The 19,182-nt window shown below is 68.9% G+C and carries 17 protein-coding genes; 6 read left to right on the top strand and 11 right to left on the bottom strand.

What is annotated here, in order from left to right; all coding sequences use genetic code 11:
- Window positions 1–27: 27 nt before the first annotated feature.
- Entirely contained in the window at window positions 28–735 is a 708-nt protein-coding gene (locus tag J8I33_RS06655) for a Crp/Fnr family transcriptional regulator (RefSeq protein WP_209934015.1), read from the bottom strand.
- Window positions 736–816: 81 nt separating this feature from the next.
- On the opposite strand from J8I33_RS06655, the gene J8I33_RS06650 reads away from it, so the two are divergent.
- Window positions 817–1,341, top strand: a complete 525-nt coding sequence (locus tag J8I33_RS06650) for an Mpo1-like protein (protein WP_124654411.1) — start codon at window positions 817–819, stop codon at window positions 1,339–1,341.
- A gap of 237 nt (window positions 1,342–1,578) precedes the next feature.
- On the top strand, window positions 1,579–2,184 hold the full coding sequence (locus J8I33_RS06645; protein WP_209926317.1) for a methyltransferase domain-containing protein: 606 nt from the start codon (window positions 1,579–1,581) through the stop codon (window positions 2,182–2,184).
- A gap of 19 nt (window positions 2,185–2,203) precedes the next feature.
- On the opposite strand, the gene J8I33_RS06640 is transcribed toward J8I33_RS06645, so the two are convergent.
- The gene (locus tag J8I33_RS06640; RefSeq protein WP_050017078.1) at window positions 2,204–3,478 is read right to left on the bottom strand and encodes an EAL domain-containing protein; all 1,275 of its coding nucleotides are present in this window, start codon (window positions 3,476–3,478) and stop codon (window positions 2,204–2,206) included.
- 168 nt (window positions 3,479–3,646) lie between these two features.
- Window positions 3,647–5,083: a multidrug transporter subunit MdtD gene (gene mdtD / locus J8I33_RS06635; protein ID WP_124595614.1), complete on the bottom strand. Its 1,437-nt coding sequence runs from the start codon at window positions 5,081–5,083 to the stop codon at window positions 3,647–3,649.
- Window positions 5,084–5,322: 239 nt separating this feature from the next.
- Between mdtD and J8I33_RS06630 the strand changes: the two genes are divergently transcribed.
- Window positions 5,323–5,646, top strand: a complete 324-nt coding sequence (locus J8I33_RS06630; RefSeq protein WP_124595613.1) for a DUF2917 domain-containing protein — start codon at window positions 5,323–5,325, stop codon at window positions 5,644–5,646.
- Here J8I33_RS06630 and J8I33_RS06625 read toward each other — a convergent pair.
- Window positions 5,619–6,851, bottom strand: coding sequence for a citrate/2-methylcitrate synthase (locus J8I33_RS06625; RefSeq protein WP_209934008.1), 1,233 nt, complete (start codon window positions 6,849–6,851; stop codon window positions 5,619–5,621). The genes J8I33_RS06630 and J8I33_RS06625 overlap by 28 nt on opposite strands.
- A 140-nt stretch (window positions 6,852–6,991) precedes the next feature.
- Between J8I33_RS06625 and J8I33_RS06620 the strand changes: the two genes are divergently transcribed.
- On the top strand, window positions 6,992–8,383 hold the full coding sequence (locus J8I33_RS06620) for a CoA transferase (protein WP_089488755.1): 1,392 nt from the start codon (window positions 6,992–6,994) through the stop codon (window positions 8,381–8,383).
- A gap of 21 nt (window positions 8,384–8,404) precedes the next feature.
- Here J8I33_RS06620 and J8I33_RS06615 read toward each other — a convergent pair whose 3' ends face one another.
- Window positions 8,405–9,151, bottom strand: a complete 747-nt coding sequence (locus J8I33_RS06615) for a GntR family transcriptional regulator (protein WP_050017088.1) — start codon at window positions 9,149–9,151, stop codon at window positions 8,405–8,407.
- A gap of 167 nt (window positions 9,152–9,318) precedes the next feature.
- Between J8I33_RS06615 and J8I33_RS06610 the strand changes: the two genes are divergently transcribed.
- Window positions 9,319–10,164 (top strand): aldo/keto reductase, encoded by an 846-nt coding sequence (locus J8I33_RS06610; RefSeq protein WP_209933999.1) that lies wholly within the window; start codon window positions 9,319–9,321, stop codon window positions 10,162–10,164.
- Between the two features lie 27 nt (window positions 10,165–10,191).
- Here the strand turns inward: J8I33_RS06610 and J8I33_RS34425 are convergent, their stop codons facing one another.
- The 6 genes from J8I33_RS34425 to J8I33_RS06580 all read right to left on the bottom strand — a co-directional run bounded on the left by J8I33_RS34425 (window position 10,192) and on the right by J8I33_RS06580 (window position 17,414).
- A complete protein-coding gene (locus J8I33_RS34425; protein WP_245171593.1) occupies window positions 10,192–11,856 on the bottom strand; it encodes a hypothetical protein in 1,665 nt (554 codons plus the stop codon).
- Between the two features lie 291 nt (window positions 11,857–12,147).
- A complete protein-coding gene (locus J8I33_RS06600; protein WP_176016093.1) occupies window positions 12,148–13,158 on the bottom strand; it encodes a HoxN/HupN/NixA family nickel/cobalt transporter in 1,011 nt (336 codons plus the stop codon).
- Window positions 13,159–13,325: 167 nt separating this feature from the next.
- Window positions 13,326–15,437, bottom strand: coding sequence for an elongation factor G (gene fusA / locus J8I33_RS06595; protein ID WP_023477042.1), 2,112 nt, complete (start codon window positions 15,435–15,437; stop codon window positions 13,326–13,328).
- A gap of 240 nt (window positions 15,438–15,677) precedes the next feature.
- A complete protein-coding gene (locus tag J8I33_RS06590) occupies window positions 15,678–16,178 on the bottom strand; it encodes a DUF192 domain-containing protein (RefSeq protein ID WP_006490889.1) in 501 nt (166 codons plus the stop codon).
- Between the two features lie 160 nt (window positions 16,179–16,338).
- A complete protein-coding gene (locus J8I33_RS06585) occupies window positions 16,339–16,554 on the bottom strand; it encodes a hypothetical protein (RefSeq protein ID WP_011352970.1) in 216 nt (71 codons plus the stop codon).
- Between the two features lie 281 nt (window positions 16,555–16,835).
- The gene (locus J8I33_RS06580) at window positions 16,836–17,414 is read right to left on the bottom strand and encodes a pseudouridine synthase (RefSeq protein ID WP_124631849.1); all 579 of its coding nucleotides are present in this window, start codon (window positions 17,412–17,414) and stop codon (window positions 16,836–16,838) included.
- A 276-nt stretch (window positions 17,415–17,690) separates the two neighbouring features.
- On the opposite strand from J8I33_RS06580, the gene icd reads away from it, so the two are divergent.
- On the top strand, window positions 17,691–18,947 hold the full coding sequence (gene icd, locus J8I33_RS06575) for an NADP-dependent isocitrate dehydrogenase (protein ID WP_039368210.1): 1,257 nt from the start codon (window positions 17,691–17,693) through the stop codon (window positions 18,945–18,947).
- The last annotated feature ends 235 nt before the right edge of the window (window positions 18,948–19,182 follow it).

The raw sequence follows: 19,182 nt of genomic DNA, 5'->3' as shown, positions 1-19,182 counted from the left end.
CGGCCGATAGATGTCGTTGCGCGTCGTTCAGTACGGGCCGTCGCCGAGCCCGCTCGCGCGGCGCAATGCGTCGATGTCCACGAGTTCGATCTCGCCGACGTGCAGCCGCACGACGCCATCCGCCTGCAGCGCCTTCAGCAACTGGTTGGTGGTCTGCCGCGTCAGCGACAGCATCGACGCGAGCGTTTCCTGCGACAGCCGGATGTGCGTGCGCCCGGCGCTGATGCCGCCGTAGCCTTCGGCGATCATCAGCAGCCGCGCGGCGAGCCGCTGCGCGGCCGGCATCACGCTCATCGATTCGACGGTCAGGAAGCTCAGGCGCAGCTTTTGCGCCATCAGCAGCGCGAACTGCCGCCAGTATTGCGGCGTCGTCTCGAGGATCGCGAGCAGCCCGGCCTGCGGCACGTGCAGCAGCAGCGCGTCGTCGAGCGCGATCGCGTCGTGCGTGCGCGGCTGGCCGTCGAACAACGCGATCTCGCCGAACCACGTGACGGGCTCGGCCACCGTCAGCAGCGTCTCCTTGCCCTGCGGATCGACCGCACCTATCGTGAGTGAACCGGCCAGGACCGCGTACAGTCCGCACGGCGGGTCGCCGCGCCGGAACAGCGCGTGGCCGGACGGCAGCCGGCGCAGCGTCGCGTGGGCGATCAGCTCCGCGCGCAACGCGGGCGGCAGCGCGGCGAACCACGGGTTCGATTCGAGCTGCGGCAGGTATGGGGCGAGCGAGGCAGGCATGGGCACGCGATGTCGGGTAGCTGACAGAGGTTCTCGGGCGTGACGCGCATCATAGCGCTCAACAACCGATCAGGAGACGCGATGAAGACCCTCGAAGACCATCTTTCCCAGTATGCGGCCTACCATCGCGACGCGCGCAACATCGCGACGCATCTGGTCGGCATCCCGATGATCGTGTTCGCGGTCGAGGTGCTGCTGTCGCGGCCGGCGATCGGGATGCTGGCCGGCATCGCGCTGTCGCCGGCGCTGCTGCTCGCCGTCGTGTCCGCGCTGTTCTACCTGCGTCTCGACCTGCGGTTCGGGATCGTGATGACCGTGCTGCTCGCGCTCGGCCTGTGGGCCGCGCAGTCGCTGGCGCCGCTGCCGACCGCGCAATGGCTCGCGATCGGCGTCGGCGCGTTCGTCGTCGGCTGGATCGTGCAGTTCGTCGGGCACTGGTTCGAAGGCCGCAAGCCGGCATTCGTCGACGATCTGGTCGGCCTGATCGTCGGGCCGTTGTTCGTCGTCGCCGAGGTCGCGTTCTTCGCGGGACTGCGCGGCGACGTGCGCCGCGAAGTCGAGCGGCGCGCCGGTCCCGTGCATGGCGGTGCGCATTCGCATGTCTGACGGGCCGGCCGGGCCGGTCTGCGTGTTCGGCGCGGGCGCGTCCACGACGCCGAACGCGCGACGGCGCGTCGGGCTTGGCGCGGCGATGCGCGGTGGGCCGATCTGACCGCGCAGGCGCCGCGTGCGGGCCACGTGCCGGCCCCGTAGACCGGCGTCGCGCGAACCCGGTCGGCGCGGGCCGCGCGCAGCGACTAAGATGCGGAGTGCGTCATCCGACGCCCTTGCGGAGCACTCGCCATGGCGGATCGCCCGACTCTCGATGCCTACGACACCCATGCCGCGCAATACGCGCAGGACTGGCTCGACCAGGCCGCGCCCGACGACATGTACGCGCTGCTCGAACAGCATTTCACGCCGGGACCGACCGCCGACGTCGGCTGTGGGGCGGGGCGCGACACGGCCTGGCTCGCGTCGCGCGGCTTCGACGTGCGCGGCTACGACGCGAGCGCCGCGCTGCTCGACGAGGCGCGGCGTCGCCATCGCGGGCTGACTTTCGAGCTGACCGCGCTGCCGGCGCTGGCCGGCGTACCGTCCGGCGCGTTTCGCAACGTGCTGTGCGAAACGGTCGTCATGCATCTCGAACAGGCGGACGCAGCGGCGGCTGCCGCGCGGCTGGCCGATCTGCTGATGCCGGGCGGCACGTTGTACCTGAGCTGGCGGGTGGCCGGACACGGCGTGTTGCGCGACGAGCGCGGCCGCCTCTATACGCCGCTCGACTCGGCGCGGATGCATGCGGCGCTGGGCGCCGGCGTGCAGGTGATCGACGAACACGAAGTCGTCAGCGCGTCGTCCGGCAAGCGCGTGCACCGGCTGATCGTGCGCAAGGCGGCCGGCGACGCGTGAACGCGGCGCGCCGGCGCGCTTACTCGCGGCTGAGCGCCGCTTCCCAGTTGATGTCGACGCAGAGCACCTGCATGCCGGTCGCGGCCGGCGCGGCGATCGACGCGGTCACGCACAGGTGCGCCTCGTTGATCGACAGGTAGGGCGGCGTCAGGTGCACGCGGCCCGGCGCGCGCATCGCGTCGATGAAATACGGGCGGCGTTCCCAGCTCGCGCCTTCGGAATGCAGCAGCGGCCGGAAGCGCTTCGCGCGTTGCGACACGCTGCCGCGCGCGAGCACGTTGTCGCCGATCTGGCGGCCCGACGCGTCGAGCAGGAAGCAGCGCGCGGTCTCGGGCAGCCCGAGCACGGCGGTGGCCGCATCGGTGAGCGATTCGCCCGCGCCGAGCCGGCGGCTCGCTTCCTCGAGTGCGGCGACGTACGGCGCGAGCCGTTCCGACTGCGTGCGCTCGCGCTGCGCGACGCGCAGCCGCAGCGCGGCCGACAGCGTATCCATGCAGCCCGCGGCGGCCTGCGGCTGCACGGGATCGACGCTCGGCCCCGCGAAGTACTGGCCCTGCACGAAATCGACGTCGCATTCGAGCGCGATCAGCGCGTCGCGTTCGGTCGAGAGGCCGCCCATCAGCACGAGCTGGCCGGATTCGTGCAGCAGCGACACGAGCCCCGGCAGCACGCGTTCGAGATGCGAGTGCTCGCTCGCCTGCGCGAGGATGCCGCGGTCGAGCGTGACGATGTCGGGATGCAGATGCCACACGCGATCGACGTTCGAGTGCTTCGCGCCGAACCCGACGAGCGCGATCAGGAAGCCGGCCTTGCGCAGCCCGTCGATGATCGCCGCATAGCGCGGCGTCTCGCCGCCGGCCTGCTCGGGCACCTCGAGCACCACGCGGTGCGGCGGCAGCCCGAGCGCCTTCAGGTTCGCGAGCAGCGCGTCGCCGTAGACGGTGTCCATCAGCGCGGCCGGATGCAGGCTCAGGAAGAGCCATTCGTCGTGGCTGTCGAACGCGTGGAAGTTACCGAGATGCAACGATTCGGCGAGCCGGCCGAGCTCGAGCAGGTCGCCGCGCCGCGCCGCCTGCGTGAATACCTCGTGCGACGCGACCTGGCGGCTTTCCTCGTCGTGCGCGCGCAGCGACGCGTGATAGCCGATCGCGCGCCGGTGCGACACCGAGAAAACGGGCTGGAACACGCTGAACACGGTGTAGCCGCCGTACAGCACGGTGCGCCGGTTCCCGTCGTCGCCGGCGACCGGGCGGGGCGGCTGAAAGCCGGGGGGATCGATTTCGATCATGCTCATGATGTCGGCCGAAGGAAGACTGCCAGTTTACCTACAGAATAGGCGAGCAAGAAGCATGCACGGCAGGGCGCCACGTGCGGCCGCCGGTCGCGGTCGATACGCGCACGCGTGCCGGGCCGCGTTGCACCGCGATGGTGCGCGCGGGCCCGATTCGGCGCGCGCCGCCGGTCACGCGCGCTCGGACGGGTCGGTCTTGCGCGCGGTGCTGCGGATCTCGGGCGCGAGCTGCGCGAAGATCCACGCGGACGCGGCCGTGATGATCCCGACGCAGATGAACGTCGCATGGAACGCCGGCAGCGTGTTGCTCGGCGTCACGGTGCGCAGCATGCCGGTGAACGTCGCGAGCAGCGCGCCGGCGACCGTGACGCCGAGGCTCATCGACAGCATCTGCACGAGCGAGAACAGGCTGTTGCCGCTGCTCGCGCCGCCGGTGCCGAGATCCTTCAGCGTCAGCGTATTCATCGCGGTGAACTGCATCGAGTTGAAGCCGCCGAACAGCGCGAGATGCACGACCTTCACCCACACCGGCACCGTGTCGCGCATCAGCGCGAAGCTCGCCATCATCACGCCGACCATGATCGTGTTCGCGAGCAGCACCTTGCGATAGCCGTGCTGCGTGATCAGCCGCGTGATGATCCGCTTCGAGAACATGCCGGCTGCCGCGACCGGCAGCATCATCAGCCCGGCCTCGAACGCCGAGTAGCCGAGGCTCACCTGCAGCAGCAGCGGGATCAGGTACGGCATCGCGCCGCTGCCGATCCGCGCGAACAGGTTGCCGAGCAGCCCGACGCTGAACGTGTGGATCTTGAACAGCTCGAGCGAGAAGATCGGCTGCGGCGCGCGCACCGCGTACAGCCCGTACGCGACGAAGCACGCGAGGCTCAGGATCAGCAGCACCAGTACGGCCGCGTGCTGCATGCCGAGATCGGCTAGCCCGTCGAGCGACAGCGAGATCGCGACCATCCCGATCGTCAGCAGCAGATAGCCCTTCAGGTCGAAGCGGCCGGCGGCCGGGTTGCGCGAATCGGGCATCGAATAGAAGGTCGCGATGCAGCCCGCGACGCCGACCGGCACGTTGATCAGGAAGATCCAGTGCCACGACGCGATCTTCACGAGCCAGCCGCCGAGCGTCGGCCCGATCAACGGGCCGATCAGGCCCGGAATCGCGACGAACGACAGCGCGGGCAGGTAGCGCTCGGCCGGGAACGTGCGCAGCACCGCGAGCCGCCCGACCGGCAGCAGCATCGCGCCGCCGACGCCCTGCACGACGCGGAACGCGACGAGCTGCGTCAGCGTATGCGCGTTCGCGCACAGCAGCGAGCCGAGCGAGAACACCAGGATCGCGCTGAAGAACACGCGCCGCGTGCCGAACGTATCGGCGAGCCACCCCGACACGGGGATCATCACCGCCATCGTCAGCGAGTACGCGATCACGACCGATTGCATCCGCAGCGGCGATTCGCCGAGGCTCGCGGCCATCGACGGCAGCGCCGTGTTGACGATCGTCGCGTCGAGCGTCTGCATGAAGAAGCCCGTCGCAACGAGCCAGAGCATCACGGTGAGGTTCTTTTCGCCGGGAGCGGCGGCGGGCGGGCTTTGGAACATGACGGCGGGGGGCGGTGGCGCGGGACAGCCGACATTGTAGGGAAAGCCGCCGCGCCTTGCAGATTCTGCGCGGTATGTCGTGCGGTTCCGGCCGGACCGGGCCGGCGCGGCGGCCGGCTGCCTGTCCCCGTCGGGCGGCCAGTACAGTTCAGCCGGAACTGTTCGCGGCCGTATCTGTCCGGGGGCGGCCGCTCTCCGAAATACTGGTGTCATCGAACCGGTGCGACCAGGAGGCTGCGATGCGCGAACTGCGACTTTACGTAATGGACGGCGACGAGCCGGCCGGACGGTGGCGGATCGTCGATCGTACGCTGCTCGAAGTGGCCGAAGGCGACGTGTGGGTGACCGTCGAGGGCCGGCCAGACGATCACTGGCTGGGCGCGGGCGAATCGTTGACGTTGCTGCCCGGCACGCGCGCGTGGGTCAGCGCCGGGCCGCGCGGCGCGACGTTCGCGTTCGGGCCATTGGCGGTGCCGGCCGTGCGCACCGCGCCCGCGTGGTGGCGCCCGTTCGCCGCATGGCGCGACGGCCGGCGTCACCCGGCCGCGTCGCTGCCGACGTAGCGTGCGCGCGGCCGGATCAGCTTTCCGTCCGCGTACTGTTCGAGCGCGTGCGCGATCCAGCCGGCCGTGCGGCCGGCCGCGAACAGCGTGAACGCCGCGCCGTCGGGCAGCGCGAGCGTGCGCTCCAGCACCGCGAGCGCGAAATCGATCGTCGGCCGCAGGCCCGTCGCTGCTTCGACGCATGCGGCGAGCGCGCGCGCCGCGCGCAGCGCCGGCCGGTCGGGCGCCGTCGCATGCAGCGCATCGAGCAGCGCCCGTGCGCGCGGGTCGCCGTCGGGGTACAGCGGGTGCGCGAAGCCGGACAGGGCCGTGCGCCCGCCGTCCGCGCGTTCGTCGTGCGCCAGCCGCAGCGCGAGGTAGCGATCGAGATCGGCGGCGCGGGCCGCTTCGTCGAGCAGCGTGCCGGCGCGGAACGTCTCGCCGCCGTGACGCGGCCCCGACAGCGCCGCGAGCCCGCCCGAGATCGCACCGAACAGATGGGTGCCGGTCGATGCGATGCAGCGCACCGCGAAGGTCGACGGATTCAGTTCGTGATCGGCGCACAACACGAGCGCACGCCGCAGCAGGTCGGCTTCGTTGCGCCGCCGCACGCGCCACGCGGCCGCGAGCTGGCGGTGCACGGGCGCGTCGCCCGGCGCGATGCCGGCGAGCGCAGCCGTCGCGACGCGCAGCAGCAGCGCCGCGGCATCGAGCTGCGCATCGCGCCCTTGCGCCCACAGGCGCGGCAGCGATGCGGCCGCGGCCGGCAGCAGCACCAGCGTGCGTTCGAGCGGTGCGAGATGCGCCCAGCGACGCGCCCAGTCGTCCCACTGCGCCGCATCGAAACCGCCGGAAGCGAGCGACGCGGCGGCCAGCCGCGCGGGCGGACAGTCCCACAGCCGCGCGGCCGTTTCTTCGAGCGTCGCCGCGTCGGCCAGCGCGAGTGCATCGACGCCGCGGTAGCGCAGGCGGCCGTCGGCGATCTGCGTGATCCGCGATTCCAGGACGGGCACACCCCAGTCGAGCGAACGTTCGGCGACACCGCCCGCGCGTTTCGCGTCGGCGCGGCGGCGCGCGAGCAGGCGCACCTCGTTGGCGTCGTAGCGGCGGCGCTTCGTCGCGCCGTCGGGCAGCGAGCGTAGCAGGCCGCGGCTCACGTACGCGTAGAGCGTGCTCACGCTGACGCCGAGCATGCCCGCGGCTTCCTGCGCACTGACGGATGTCATGCCGGTGGCTCCTGTCGCCGCGCATGAAGCGCGGGCCCGTTACGACTATTCGTTATGTATTGATTCGCGCAATCAAGATTGATCGCGCCTGTCGCGAATTCTAGACTCGATTCCGTCTCCTCAACGGCGTCTCCTCCGCCATGACACCCGAATCCGCATTGGCGCATCTTTGGCAACTCGCACGTGGCGAGCGCGACGCGCTGGCCCGCACGACCGTGACGGGGCAGGACCCGACGCTGCCGTCGACGTTTCATGTCGGCACGCTCGCTGCCGCGACGATCGCCGCGGCCGGGCTCGCGGCAGCCGAATGCCATCGGCTGCGAACGGGCGTGGCGCAATCGGTCGACGTATCGGTGCGCGACGCGCTCGTGGCGTTCCGCAGCGAACGCTACCTGCGCGTGGACGACGGGCCGCCGCCGGAGCTGCGCCATCCGGTGACCGGCTTCTTCGAGACGGGTGACGGACGATGGATTCAGCTGCACGCGAATTTCCCGCATCATTTGCACGGCATTCTCGACGTGCTCGGCTGCGGCCCGCAGCCCGCCGACGTCGCCGCCGCGATCCGTACGTGGGACGGCGCGGCGCTCGATACCGCGCTGGCCGACGCCGGCCTGTGCGCGGCATTGATCAGAACCCCTGATGAATGGGCGGCGCACGAGCAGGCGCACGCGATCGCGTCGCTGCCGCTGTTCGAGATCGAGCGGATCGGCGACGCACCGGCCGAGCCGATCGGCCGCGGCGAAGCCGGCCAGCCGCTGGCCGGTGTGCGCGTGCTCGATCTCACGCGCATCATCGCGGGGCCGGTCGCGGGCCGCACGCTGGCGTCCCACGGCGCGCAGACGCTGCTCGTCAACGGTCCGCACCTGCCGAACATCGCGCCGCTCGTGATCGACAACGGGCGTGGCAAGCGCTCGACGCGGATCGATCTGCGCGACGCGGCAGGCGTCGATACGCTGCGCGCGCTCGCGCGCGAGGCGGACGTGTTTCTGCAGTCGTACCGGCCCGGCGCGCTCGCGGCGCGCGGTTTCGCGCCGCAGGCATTGGCCGAACGGCGGCCCGGCATCGTCTACGTGTCGGTGTCGGCGTACGGGCATGCAGGGCCATGGGCGAAGCGGCGCGGGTTCGACAGCCTCGTGCAGTCGGCGAGCGGAATCGCATGGCAGGAGCAGCAGGCCGTGCAGGCGCGCGGGCCGCGCCATCTGCCGTGCCAGGCGCTCGATCATGCAACGGGGTATCTCGCGGCGTTCGGCGCGATGATCGCGCTCGCGCGGCGGGCGCGCGAAGGGGGAAGCTGGCACGTGCGGATGTCGCTCGCGCAGACGGGGCGCTGGCTGCAGTCGTTCGGCGCGGTGCCGGACGGGTTGCACGCGCCCGATCTCGCGTTGGCCGACGTGCGCGACCGGATCGACCGCATCGCGTCGCCGTTCGGCGTGCTCGACACCGTGCGGCCGGCCGAGCGACTGTCGGCGACGCCGCCGTCGTTCGCGCGGCCGCCCGTGCCGCTCGGCACCGACGACGCGCGCTGGCTGTGAGCGCCGGCGACGCGCGTCGCGTTACTTGCGCAGTTCGACGACGAAATCGTAGTAGTCGTTGCGGCAGTAGGTATCGGTCAGTTCGATCGCGCGCTGGTCGGACGTATAGCCGATCCGCGTGATCAGCAGCAGCGCGTCGTGCGGGGCGATGCCCATCTGCTCGGCGATCTCGTTGGTCGCGTTGACCGCGCGGAAATGCTGCAGCGCGCGCACGATCGGCGTGCCGCGCGCTTCGAGATAGCTGTACAGCGAGCCGACGATCGCCTGCGGATCGGGAATCAGCGTCGCGGGGAACGTCGAATTCTCGACGGCCATCACGATGCCGTCGGCGAGACGCAAACGTTTCAGGCGTGTTACCGATGCGGCCGGCGACAGCCCGAGCTGGATCACTTCGTCGCGGTTCGCGGGCTGAATTTCGCGCGCTAGCCACTGCGAGCTCGGCTTGAAGCCGCGGCGCTCGAGCATTTCGCTGAAGCTCGACAGCCGCGACAGCGGATCCTCGTAGCGCGGCTGGATGAAGTTGCCGGCGCCCTGCGTGCGACGGATCAGGCCTTGCTCGACGAGCAGCGCGATCGCCTTGCGCGCGGTGATGCGCGACACGCCGAGCGCTTCGGACAACACGCGCTCGGACGGCAGCGCCTCGCCGGCCGTCCAGCGGTTGTCGTGGATCGCATCGCCGAGCTTGCGGGCGAGCTGCAGGTAGAGCGGCGTATCGTTGTCGGGGTCGGGGCGCAGGTCCTGCCAGCGGTCGTCCGTGGGTGCCTTCATACAATGGGTATCGATCAGGTTGCGGCCATTCTAAGTCATCATGCCGCGCCGTTATAGCCGGTTTTTGCCGCGTAATAGGCCGGGGGCGCACCGATTGACTACACTGATGCGTCGTATCCGATGCTTCGGCCGCGGTGTGCGGCCACGAATCCGCCACGAGGAAACGCATGACAGACACGATCGCCACGGTCGTTTTGCCGAACGGCGAGACGATTCCGAAGCTGGGCCTGGGCACCTGGGAAATGGGGGAGCGGCCGGCGCGGCGCGCGGACGAGATCGCCGCGCTGCGCGAGGGCGTCGAGCTCGGAATGACGTTGGTCGATACCGCGGAGATGTACGGCGACGGCGCGACCGAGGAACTGGTCGGTGACGCGCTTGCGGGCCTGCGCGACGACGTGTTCCTCGTCAGCAAGGTCTATCCGCACCATGCGAGCCGGCGCGGCGTTGTCGCCGCGTGCGACGCGAGCCTCAAGCGCCTGCGTACCGATCGCCTCGACCTGTACCTGCTGCACTGGCGCGGTTCGGTGCCGCTCGCGGAAACGGTCGAGGGTTTCAACGCGTTGCAGCGTGCGGGCAAGATCCGGCACTGGGGCGTGAGCAACTTCGATACGGCCGACATGGCCGAACTCGTCGACGACGCGGGCGGCGGGGCGTGCGCCACCAACCAGATTCTCTACAACATCGCGCGACGCGGCCCGGAGTTCGACCTGCTGCCGTGGCTGGCCGATCGTCGGATCCCGGCGATGGCGTACAGCCCGGTCGATCACGGGCGGCTGCCGAAACGCTCGCCGCTCGACGACATCGCGCGGCTGCGCGGCGTGTCGGTGACGCGCGTCGCACTGGCATGGGTGCTCGCGCAGCCGGGTGTATTCGCGATTCCGAAGGCGTCGCGGATCGAGCACGTGCGCGACAACCGCGCCGCGCTCGATGTCGTGTTCAGCGATGACGAGCGCGCGCAGCTTGACGCGTATTTCCGTCCGCCGCGCAGCAAGCGCGCGCTCGAGATGCTCTGACCGACTTCAGCCGGGCAACGCTTCGGGTCAGTGGCGGCCGCCCGACGATCCGCCGTTGCCGGGACCGCCGCCGTTGCCGTTGCCGGCGCCACGGCCGTTGCCGACGCCGTTGGCCCCGCCGTTGCCGGCGCCGCCACTGCCATTGCCGTTACCGTTGCCGCCGCCATTGCCGTGGCCGCCGGTGCCGTTGGCGCCGCCGCTTCCGCCGCTCCCGCCGTTACCGTTTCCACCGCCATTGCCACCGGCGCCATTGCCGTTACCGCCGCCGTTGCCCGCGCCACCACCGCCGTTTCCGTGGCCACCTCCGCCGTTACCATGGCCGCCGCCGCCGCCGCCGCCGCCGCTGCCGCCGCTGCCACCGCTGCCACCGCTGCCACCGCTGCCGCCACCGCTGCCGCCACCGCTGCCGCCACCGCTGCCGCCACCGCTGCCGCCACCGCTGCCGCCACCGCTGCCGCCGCTGCCGCCGCTGCCGCCGGTGCCACCGCTGCTGCCGCCGCTGCCGCCGCTGCCGCCGCTGCCACCGCTGCCACCGCCACCGCCACCGCCACCGCCACCGCCGCCACCGCCGTTGCCGTGACCGCCGCCGCCACCATGACCACCGCCGTTGCCGTGACCGCCGCCGCCGCCACCATGACCACCGCCGTTGCCGTGACCGCCACCATCGCCATGGCCGCCGCCGTTGCCGTGACCGCCACCGTCACCATGGCCGCCGCCGTTGCCGTGACCACCGCCGTCACCATGGCCGCCGCCGTCGCCGTGACCACCGCCGTCACCATGGCCGCCGCCGTCGCCGTGACCACCGCCGTCACCATGGCCGCCACCGTCGCCGTGACCGCCACCGTCGCCATGACCGCCGCCGTTGCCGTGACCGCCGCCGTTGCCGTGACCGCCGCCGTCACCATCGCCACCACCACCGTGGCCACCGCCACCGGAAGTGCCGCCACCGGAAGTGCCGCCACCCGAAGTGCCGCCGCCGGAAGTGCCACCACCGGAAGTGCCGCCACCCGAGGTGCCGCCACCCGAAGTGCCGCCACCCGAGGTACCGCCACCCGAAGTGCCGCCACCCGAGGTACCGCCACCCGAGGTACCGCCACCCGAAGTGCCGCCACCCGAAGTGCCGCCACCCGAGGTGCCGCCACCCGAAGTGCCGCCACCCGAAGTGCCGCCACCGGAAGTGCCGCCACCCGAGGTGCCTCCACCGGAAGTGCCGCCGCCCGAAGTCCCACCACCTGAACCACCGTTCCCGGACGCATTGCCTCCGCGGCCCGTGCCGTTCGTACTGCCGGAGGTTCCGCCTGTCGTTCCGCCGACACCCGCAGGTCCGACGGCGCCGTTCCCGTTGTTGCCGCCGCTACCGTTCCCATTCCCGGTGCCGCCGCCGTTTCCGCTGCCGCCCGCACCGGCGCCGCCGTTTCCGTTTCCGCTGCCGCCCGCACCGGCGCCGCCATTACCGACGCCCCGGCCGGCATACACGTGTACCGCGCACGCAGCCGGATTGGCGGCGCACGGCGATGCGTTCTCGACGAGCGTCATGATGGTGTCCGCGCTGGCGTTCGCGTCGGGCGCGGCGTCAGGCGTCGTGTTCTGTGCGACCGCATACGAGCAGCAGCACGCGAACGCGGCCACGGCCAGCAAGGTTGCACGAGGGCGCCGTCCCGCCGCGCGGAACGGTTGTTTCGTTTTATGCATCATGGCCTCCCCATGCGCGCGATGCCTCGTAGCCGCGCGACGATTTACGTGTGGTGCAGGGGGGCGTAAAAGATTCGTAGTCCTATCGTCGGCCGATCGCCTTCGGGCCGACGCTGGACGTCAGCCGCGAACGCGGATCGGCACGCGGGCCCGCCGTGCGAATCTCACTCTGCGAGATTCGTGCCATCGGCCGCTCGGGCCCGTCGGTAAAGGCGGGCGCAGTCGCGTGACCGCGCATGCAACGTCGTAGGGGAGCGTTTTGTTTCCGGAATGAAACGTCGGAGGAGTCGTTCAGCGCGCCGGCGCGTCGGCCGCGCGTTGCCAGCGGTGGAACAGGATCGACGCGATCCAGCAGACGAGGAACAGCGCGACGATGCCGTAGCCGATCGAGCCGAAGCGTTCGCCGAGCGCGTCGAGCGTGTCGCGCACGGGGCCCGTCAGCGACAGCTTGTCGGCCAGCAGGCCGGCTGCCTCGATCCCGCCGATCGCCAGCGCGACGGCCGCCGAGACGAACGTGATGCTCGCGTTGTAGAGCAGCTTGCGCTGCGGATCGTCCATTGCCCAGCCGTATGCCTGAATCATCAGCACGTTGTCGGTCGAGTCGATCAGCGTCATGCCGGCGGTGAAAAGCGCGGGAAACAGCATGACCGTATAGACCGGCAGCCCCTGGCTCGCCTGCGCGGCGGCGATCGCGAGCAGGCCGATTTCGGTTGCAGTATCGAAACCGAGCCCGAACAGCACGCCGACCGGATACATGTGCCAGCTCTTCGACACGAACCGGAACAGCGGGCGCAGCAACCGCGATACGAGTCCGGCGGGACGATGCTCGTGCGCGCCGTCGTGCGTGTGCCCGGACGCGCCGCGATAGCGTCGCCACACGTCGCGCAGGATCATCAGGTTCACGCACGCGAGCACCAGCAGGAAGGTAGCCGATACCGCCGTGCCGATCGTGCCGCCGATCTCGCGGAATGCATCGAACCGGTCGCGCAGCGCGAACGCTGTCAGCGCGATACCGAGCGTCGCCGCGATCACGATCGTCGAATGACCGAGCGAAAAGAACAGGCCGACGCTCACCGGACGCTGGCCGTCCTGCATCAGCTTGCGCGTCGCGACGTCGATCGCGGCGATGTGATCCGCGTCGACCGCATGACGCAGCCCGAGCCCGTATGCGATCGCCGCGGTGCCGAGCAGCAGCGGATGGTCGTGCAGCACCGCGAGCGCCCACAGCCAGACGGCGACGTTCGCGGCGATCAGGCCGGCATAGAGGGTCAGCAGGCGGCGCAGGGCAGGGGTGGGCGGCATCGGGCGGGTTCCATCTGACGAAACGCCATCCATTGTGGCACGCGAAAAAAAGCGCGGCACGCCGATCGACAAGCCGCGAACGCGATGCGCGCCGGACGAAAAAAAGCCCGTCCGGAATGAACCGGACGGGCCTTGTGCGCATGCGCCGAAGCGCGAGCGAGCGGCGCTTACTTCACTTTCGCGTTGATCACGGCTTCCGACACGTTCGCCGGCGTTTCCGCGTAATGCTTGAACTCCATCGTGTATGTCGCGCGGCCCTGCGTGGCCGAACGCAGCGACGTCGAATAGCCGAACATTTCCGCGAGCGGCACCTCGGCGCGCACCAGCTTGCCGCCGCCGCCCGCGATGTCCTCCATCCCCTGCACGATGCCGCGCCGGCTCGACAGGTCGCCCATCACGTTGCCCATGAAGTCCTCGGGCGTCTCGACCTCGACGGCCATCATCGGCTCGAGCAGCACCGGCTTCGCCTTGCGCATCGCTTCCTTGAACGCCATCGAGCCGGCCATCCGGAACGCGTTTTCGTTCGAGTCGACGTCGTGGTACGAACCGAACGTCAGATGCACCTTCACGTCGACGACCGGGTAGCCCGCGAGCACGCCGCTCTTCAGCGTCTCGGTGATGCCCTTGTCGACGGCCGGGATGAACTCGCGCGGAATCACGCCGCCCTTGATCTCGTCGAGGAACTCATAGCCCTTGCCGGGGTTCGGCTCCAGCGTGATCACCGCATGGCCGTACTGGCCGCGCCCGCCCGACTGCTTGACGAACTTGCCTTCGACATCGGCCGCCGTCGTGCGCACCGTTTCGCGATACGCGACCTGCGGCTTGCCGACCGTCGCCTCGACGCCGAACTCGCGCTTCATCCGGTCGACCAGGATTTCGAGGTGGAGCTCGCCCATCCCCGAAATGATGGTCTGGCCGGACTCTTCGTCGGTCTGCACGCGGAACGACGGATCCTCCTGCGCGAGACGGTTCAGCGCGAGGCCCATCTTTTCCTGGTCGGCCTTCGTTTTCGGCTCGACGGCCTGCGAGATCACCGGCTCCGGGAATTCCATCTTTTCCAGGATGATCGGCTTGGCCGGATCGCACAGCGTGTCGCCGGTGGTCGCTTCCTTCAGGCCGACGGCCGCCGCGATGTCGCCCGCGCGCACTTCCTTGATTTCCTTGCGCTCGTTCGCGTGCATCTGCAGGATCCGGCCGAGCCGTTCCTTCTTGTCCTTCGTCGCGTTGAGCACCGTGTCGCCAGACTCGACGACGCCCGAATACACGCGGAAGAAGATCAGCTGGCCGACGAACGGGTCGGTCATGATCTTGAACGCGAGCGACGAGAACGGCTCGTCATCGCTCGGATGACGTTCCGCCGGCTTTTCCGGATCGGCGAAATCGTGACCGAGGATCGCGGGCACGTCGACCGGCGACGGCAGGTAGTCGATCACCGCGTCGAGCATCGCCTGCACGCCCTTGTTCTTGAACGCGCTGCCGCACAGCATCGGCACGATCTCGTTCGCGATCGTGCGCTGGCGCAGCGCGGCCTTGATCTCGTCCTCGGTCAGCGATTCATGGTCGTGCAGATACTTCTCGAGCAGTTCCTCGCTCGCTTCGGCCGCGGCCTCGACCATCTTCTCGCGCCATTCGTGCGCGAGCTCGACGAGGTTCGCGGGGATGTCCTCGTACGTGAACTTCACGCCCTGGCTTTCGTCGTCCCACACGATCGCCTTCATCTTCACGAGATCGACGACGCCCTGGAAATGGTCTTCCGCGCCGATCGGAATCTGGATCGGCACGGCGACGCCTTTCAGGCGCTCGCCGATCTGCTTCTGCACGCGGAAGAAGTCGGCGCCGATCCGGTCCATCTTGTTGACGAACGCGATGCGCGGCACCTTGTACTTGTTCGCCTGGCGCCACACGGTCTCGGATTGCGGCTGCACGCCGCCGACCGAGTCGTAGACCATGCACGCGCCGTCGAGCACGCGCATCGAGCGCTCGACTTCGATCGTGAAGTCGACGTGCCCGGGCGTATCGATGATGTTGATCCGGTGTTCCGGATAGTTGCCGGCCATGCCCTTCCAGAAGGCCGTGGTCGCGGCCGACGTGATCGTGATGCCGCGTTCCTGCTCCTGCTCCATCCAGTCCATCGTGGCCGCGCCGTCGTGCACTTCACCGATCTTGTGGCTCACGCCGGTGTAAAACAGGATGCGCTCGGTCGTCGTGGTCTTGCCGGCATCGATGTGAGCGCTGATCCCGATATTTCTATAGCGCTCGATGGGGGTTTTGCGGGGCACGTGAACCTCCTGGTGGTTCGGATCGTAAGCGGGCCGGCTGATTGGGTGCCGGCCCGGGCTGGAACTAGCGAGATTTAAAGGATAGCGCTTGTCCGTGGCTTTTGCAGATGCGGGCAGCGGGTGCCGAATCAAGGCGGGCGCCGCCGGCGGGCGAAAAAAAAGCCGGCGTCCGACAAGAAATGACGGGTGGCCGGCTGTCGGTCGGTGCGCGACGCGATGCCGCCGCGCGGGCCGTGGCGGTTACTGGGCCCTCGGCAGGCCGTCGAGCTTCATGCCGGGCTTGATGCCTTTCGCGGCGAACCAGCCCTTGCTCATTTCCAGCGCATAGACGCCGTTGTTGCGCGGGCAGTGGTTGTCGGTGGTTTCCGCGCGCATTTCGTCGATGTCGGTGATCGTGCCGTCGGCGCGGATGAACGCGATCGACAGCGGAATCAGTGTGTTCTTCATCCAGAAGCAGTGCACGGCGTTCTCGTTGAAGACGAACAGCATGCCTTCGTTCGGCGCGAGCTGCGAACGGTACATCAGCCCCTGTTCGCGGTCGGCGTCGTTCGCGGCGACGGCCGCGTCGATCACGTACATGCCGGCGCGCAGCTTCACGCGCGGGAACTCGCTCGGCTGCTTGGCGCCGGGCGGCACTTGCGCGCCGGCGGCCTGCATGCCGAGCGCGAGGACGGCGAGCGCGGCGGGAAACACGGCGGCACGCGCAAGGCGGCCGAGCGACGGGCGCAGGGAGAAGTGCACAGCATGGCTCCTGTCTGGAAAACGAGACCCGCATGGTACGCGATGCGTGCCGGCGGGCACAAAAAAGAAAAAGGCAGATCGCCTTGCGGTGATCTGCCTTTCAACGCCGTAAGAACGGCAGGACTGCGTGTTCTTGACTGCGTTATTACAGCTTGCTTACTTAGTTCGAAGCAGCTGCCGGTGCTGCTGCGTCGCTTGCTGCAGCCTTCTTCGATGCCTTGTGGTGCTTCTTGGCAGCGTGGTGCTTCTTGGCAGCGTGCTTAGCCGGTGCCGAAGCAGCTTCTGCTGCTGCCGGAGCAGCTTCCGGAGCCGAAGCTTGTGCGAAAGCAGCCGTTGCGAAGAGGCCAGCGACCAGAGCGGCGATCAGTTTGTTCATGTTGTGTTCCTCAGCTTTAGTTAATTAACCAAATGACCCGGCAATAGGAGTCATGTCGTCTAACGGTGCCATCCACCTTTCGGTTGACAGACGCTTCGAGAAATTTCTCTTTGCGCTGCGGGCGCCGAATCGTATTCGAATAAAACGTCGCTTTCGTGACGCAAACACGGGTTCGGCTGCCAATGCCGGATAGCTAAGGTTGGCATCTGCGTGATTTAACGCGCGATCTGCGCGGGTGGTTGACGAAAAAGATGACGAAAAATTCGCGCGTCCCGGATTCGTCATCCGGCCAGCGCGAAACCGTCCCACGGCGCGCGCGGCGGCAGCGCGATTGTTTCGCCCGGCGCAATGCCGAGCGCGAATATATCGAGCGCGCCGATGCCGACGCGCACCAGACGCAACGTCGGGAAGCCGACGGCCGCCGTCATCCGGCGTACCTGCCGGTTCTTGCCCTCGGTGATCGCCAGCTCGATCCACGTGGTCGGGATCGCGGCGCGGTAGCGGATCGGCGGATTGCGCGGCCACAGCGTGTCGGGCGGCTCGATGAATTCGGCGCGGCACGGGCGCGTCACGTAGTCGCCGAGGTCGACGCCGCGTGCGAGCGCCTTCAGGTCGGCCGGCCCCGGCGCGCCGTCGACCTGCGCCCAGTAGCGCTTCACCAGCTTGTGGCGCGGCTCCGCGATGCGGGCCTGCAGCGCGCCGTCGTCGGTGAGCAGCAGCAGCCCCTCGCTGTCCGCGTCGAGCCGGCCGGCCGCATACACGCCGGGCGTTTTTACCCAGTCGCCGAGCGACGGTCGCGTCTCGTGCGCGGAAAACTGGCAAATCGTGCCGAACGGCTTGTTGAGGGCGATCAGGTTCATGGCGGGGCGCCCGCCCGGCGCCCCGCGGGAAGCGGGGGCGGGCGGTCTATGGCAAATGGCGGAATCTTAATGCATAATACGGAACGGCAAGTCCTCTGTCTTATATAAGACATAAGTGAGGTCTTGATACGCAGTGCCGCGGTTCGCGCCGAAGTGCCCGGTTGGGGCGCTAGAATAGCGGCTCGCTGTTGTCGTCACGGGGTGGCCATGCCTCGCCCCGCCGCGCGCGCAGCTTCGACCAGCATCACCTGCTCAGCCACGTCACTGGAGTCGATCATGCCGTATCAGCACATCAAGGTTCCGGAGGGCGGTGACAAGATCACCGTCAACAAGGACTTCTCGCTCAACGTTTCCGATCAGCCGATCATTCCCTATATCGAAGGCGACGGTACGGGCTTCGATATCACGCCGGTCATGATCAAGGTCGTCGACGCGGCGGTCGCGCATGCGTACAAGGGCCAGCGCAAGATCCACTGGATGGAGATCTTCGCGGGCGAGAAGGCGACCAAGGTGTACGGTCCGGACGTGTGGCTGCCGGACGAAACGCTGCAGGTGCTGAAGGAATACGTGGTGTCGATCAAGGGGCCGCTCACGACCCCGGTCGGCGGCGGCATCCGTTCGCTGAACGTCGCGCTGCGCCAGGAGCTCGACCTGTACGTGTGCCTGCGCCCGGTCCAGTACTTCAAGGGCGTGCCGTCGCCGGTGCGCGAACCGCAGAAGATCGACATGGTGATCTTCCGCGAGAATTCGGAAGACATCTACGCGGGCATCGAATGGGCCGCGGGCTCCGAGCAGGCGAAGAAGGTGATCAAGTTCCTGCAGGACGAGATGGGCGTGAAGAAGATCCGCTTCCCGGAAACGTCCGGGATCGGCGTCAAGCCCGTGTCGACCGAAGGCACCGAGCGTCTCGTGCGCAAGGCGATCCAGTATGCGATCGACAACGATCGCAAGTCGGTCACGCTGGTGCACAAGGGCAACATCATGAAGTTCACGGAAGGCCTGTTCCGTGACGCCGGCTACGCGCTCGCGCAGAAGGAATTCGGCGGCGAGTTGATCGACGGCGGCCCGTGGATGCGCGTGAAGAACCCGAAGACGGGCAACGAGATCGTGATCAAGGATTCGATCGCCGACGCGTTCCTGCAGCAGATCCTGCTGCGCCCGGCCGAATACGACGTGATCGCGACGCTGAACCTGAACGGCGACTACATCTCCGACGCGCTGGCCGCGCAGGTCGGCGGCATCGGGATCGCGCCGGGCGCGAACCTGTCGGATTCGGTCGCGATGTTCGAGGCGACGCACGGCACGGCGCCGAAGTACGCGGGCAAGGATTACGTGAACCCGGGTTCCGAGATCCTGTCGGCGGAAATGATGCTGCGCCACCTCGGCTGGACGGAAGCAGCCGACACGATCATCGCCGCGATGGAGAAGTCGATCCTGCAGAAGCGCGTCACGTACGACTTCGCGCGCCTGATGGAAGGCGCGACGCAGGTGTCGTGCTCCGGCTTCGGCGAAGTGCTGATCGAGAACATGTAAGACCCTTTCCGGGGTGGGCCGGCAGGTTGCCGGCCGCCCCGGCGCTGACTGCCGGCGCCGGAGCGTTTCGTGGATGGCAGGTTTGTTGGCAGGGTGGCCCGGCATGCGGGCCGCGGCGCCGCGAAGCGGCCCGCAAGCCCTGCAAGGTAGAACATGACGGCCCTCGCAACACCACCGCCCGGCTGAGCCGGCGCGCCCCTTTCGCGATCGACCCGGTCGCTTCCCGCCGGTTACC

It is taken from the genome of Burkholderia sp. AcTa6-5, from assembly GCF_017815075.1.
Taxonomy (GTDB): Bacteria; Pseudomonadota; Gammaproteobacteria; order Burkholderiales; family Burkholderiaceae; genus Burkholderia; species Burkholderia sola.
Note: the sequence above shows the minus strand (reverse complement) of the source record. Positions and strands in the feature narration are given on the sequence as shown.

Bases quoted from the DNA above. Each gene is read 5' to 3' on its own strand.
- J8I33_RS06655 (WP_209934015.1), bottom strand. From the start codon at position 735: ATGCCTGCCTCGCTCGCCCCATACCTGCCGCAGCTCGAATCGAACCCG.
- J8I33_RS06650 (WP_124654411.1), top strand. From the start codon at position 817: ATGAAGACCCTCGAAGACCATCTTTCCCAGTATGCGGCCTACCATCGC.
- J8I33_RS06645 (WP_209926317.1), top strand. From the start codon at position 1,579: ATGGCGGATCGCCCGACTCTCGATGCCTACGACACCCATGCCGCGCAA.
- J8I33_RS06640 (WP_050017078.1), bottom strand. From the start codon at position 3,478: ATGAGCATGATCGAAATCGATCCCCCCGGCTTTCAGCCGCCCCGCCCG.
- mdtD (WP_124595614.1), bottom strand. From the start codon at position 5,083: ATGTTCCAAAGCCCGCCCGCCGCCGCTCCCGGCGAAAAGAACCTCACC.
- J8I33_RS06630 (WP_124595613.1), top strand. From the start codon at position 5,323: ATGCGCGAACTGCGACTTTACGTAATGGACGGCGACGAGCCGGCCGGA.
- J8I33_RS06625 (WP_209934008.1), bottom strand. From the start codon at position 6,851: ATGACATCCGTCAGTGCGCAGGAAGCCGCGGGCATGCTCGGCGTCAGC.
- J8I33_RS06620 (WP_089488755.1), top strand. From the start codon at position 6,992: ATGACACCCGAATCCGCATTGGCGCATCTTTGGCAACTCGCACGTGGC.
- J8I33_RS06615 (WP_050017088.1), bottom strand. From the start codon at position 9,151: ATGAAGGCACCCACGGACGACCGCTGGCAGGACCTGCGCCCCGACCCC.
- J8I33_RS06610 (WP_209933999.1), top strand. From the start codon at position 9,319: ATGACAGACACGATCGCCACGGTCGTTTTGCCGAACGGCGAGACGATT.
- J8I33_RS34425 (WP_245171593.1), bottom strand. From the start codon at position 11,856: ATGCATAAAACGAAACAACCGTTCCGCGCGGCGGGACGGCGCCCTCGT.
- J8I33_RS06600 (WP_176016093.1), bottom strand. From the start codon at position 13,158: ATGCCGCCCACCCCTGCCCTGCGCCGCCTGCTGACCCTCTATGCCGGC.
- J8I33_RS06585 (WP_011352970.1), bottom strand. From the start codon at position 16,554: ATGAACAAACTGATCGCCGCTCTGGTCGCTGGCCTCTTCGCAACGGCT.
- J8I33_RS06580 (WP_124631849.1), bottom strand. From the start codon at position 17,414: ATGAACCTGATCGCCCTCAACAAGCCGTTCGGCACGATTTGCCAGTTT.
- icd (WP_039368210.1), top strand. From the start codon at position 17,691: ATGCCGTATCAGCACATCAAGGTTCCGGAGGGCGGTGACAAGATCACC.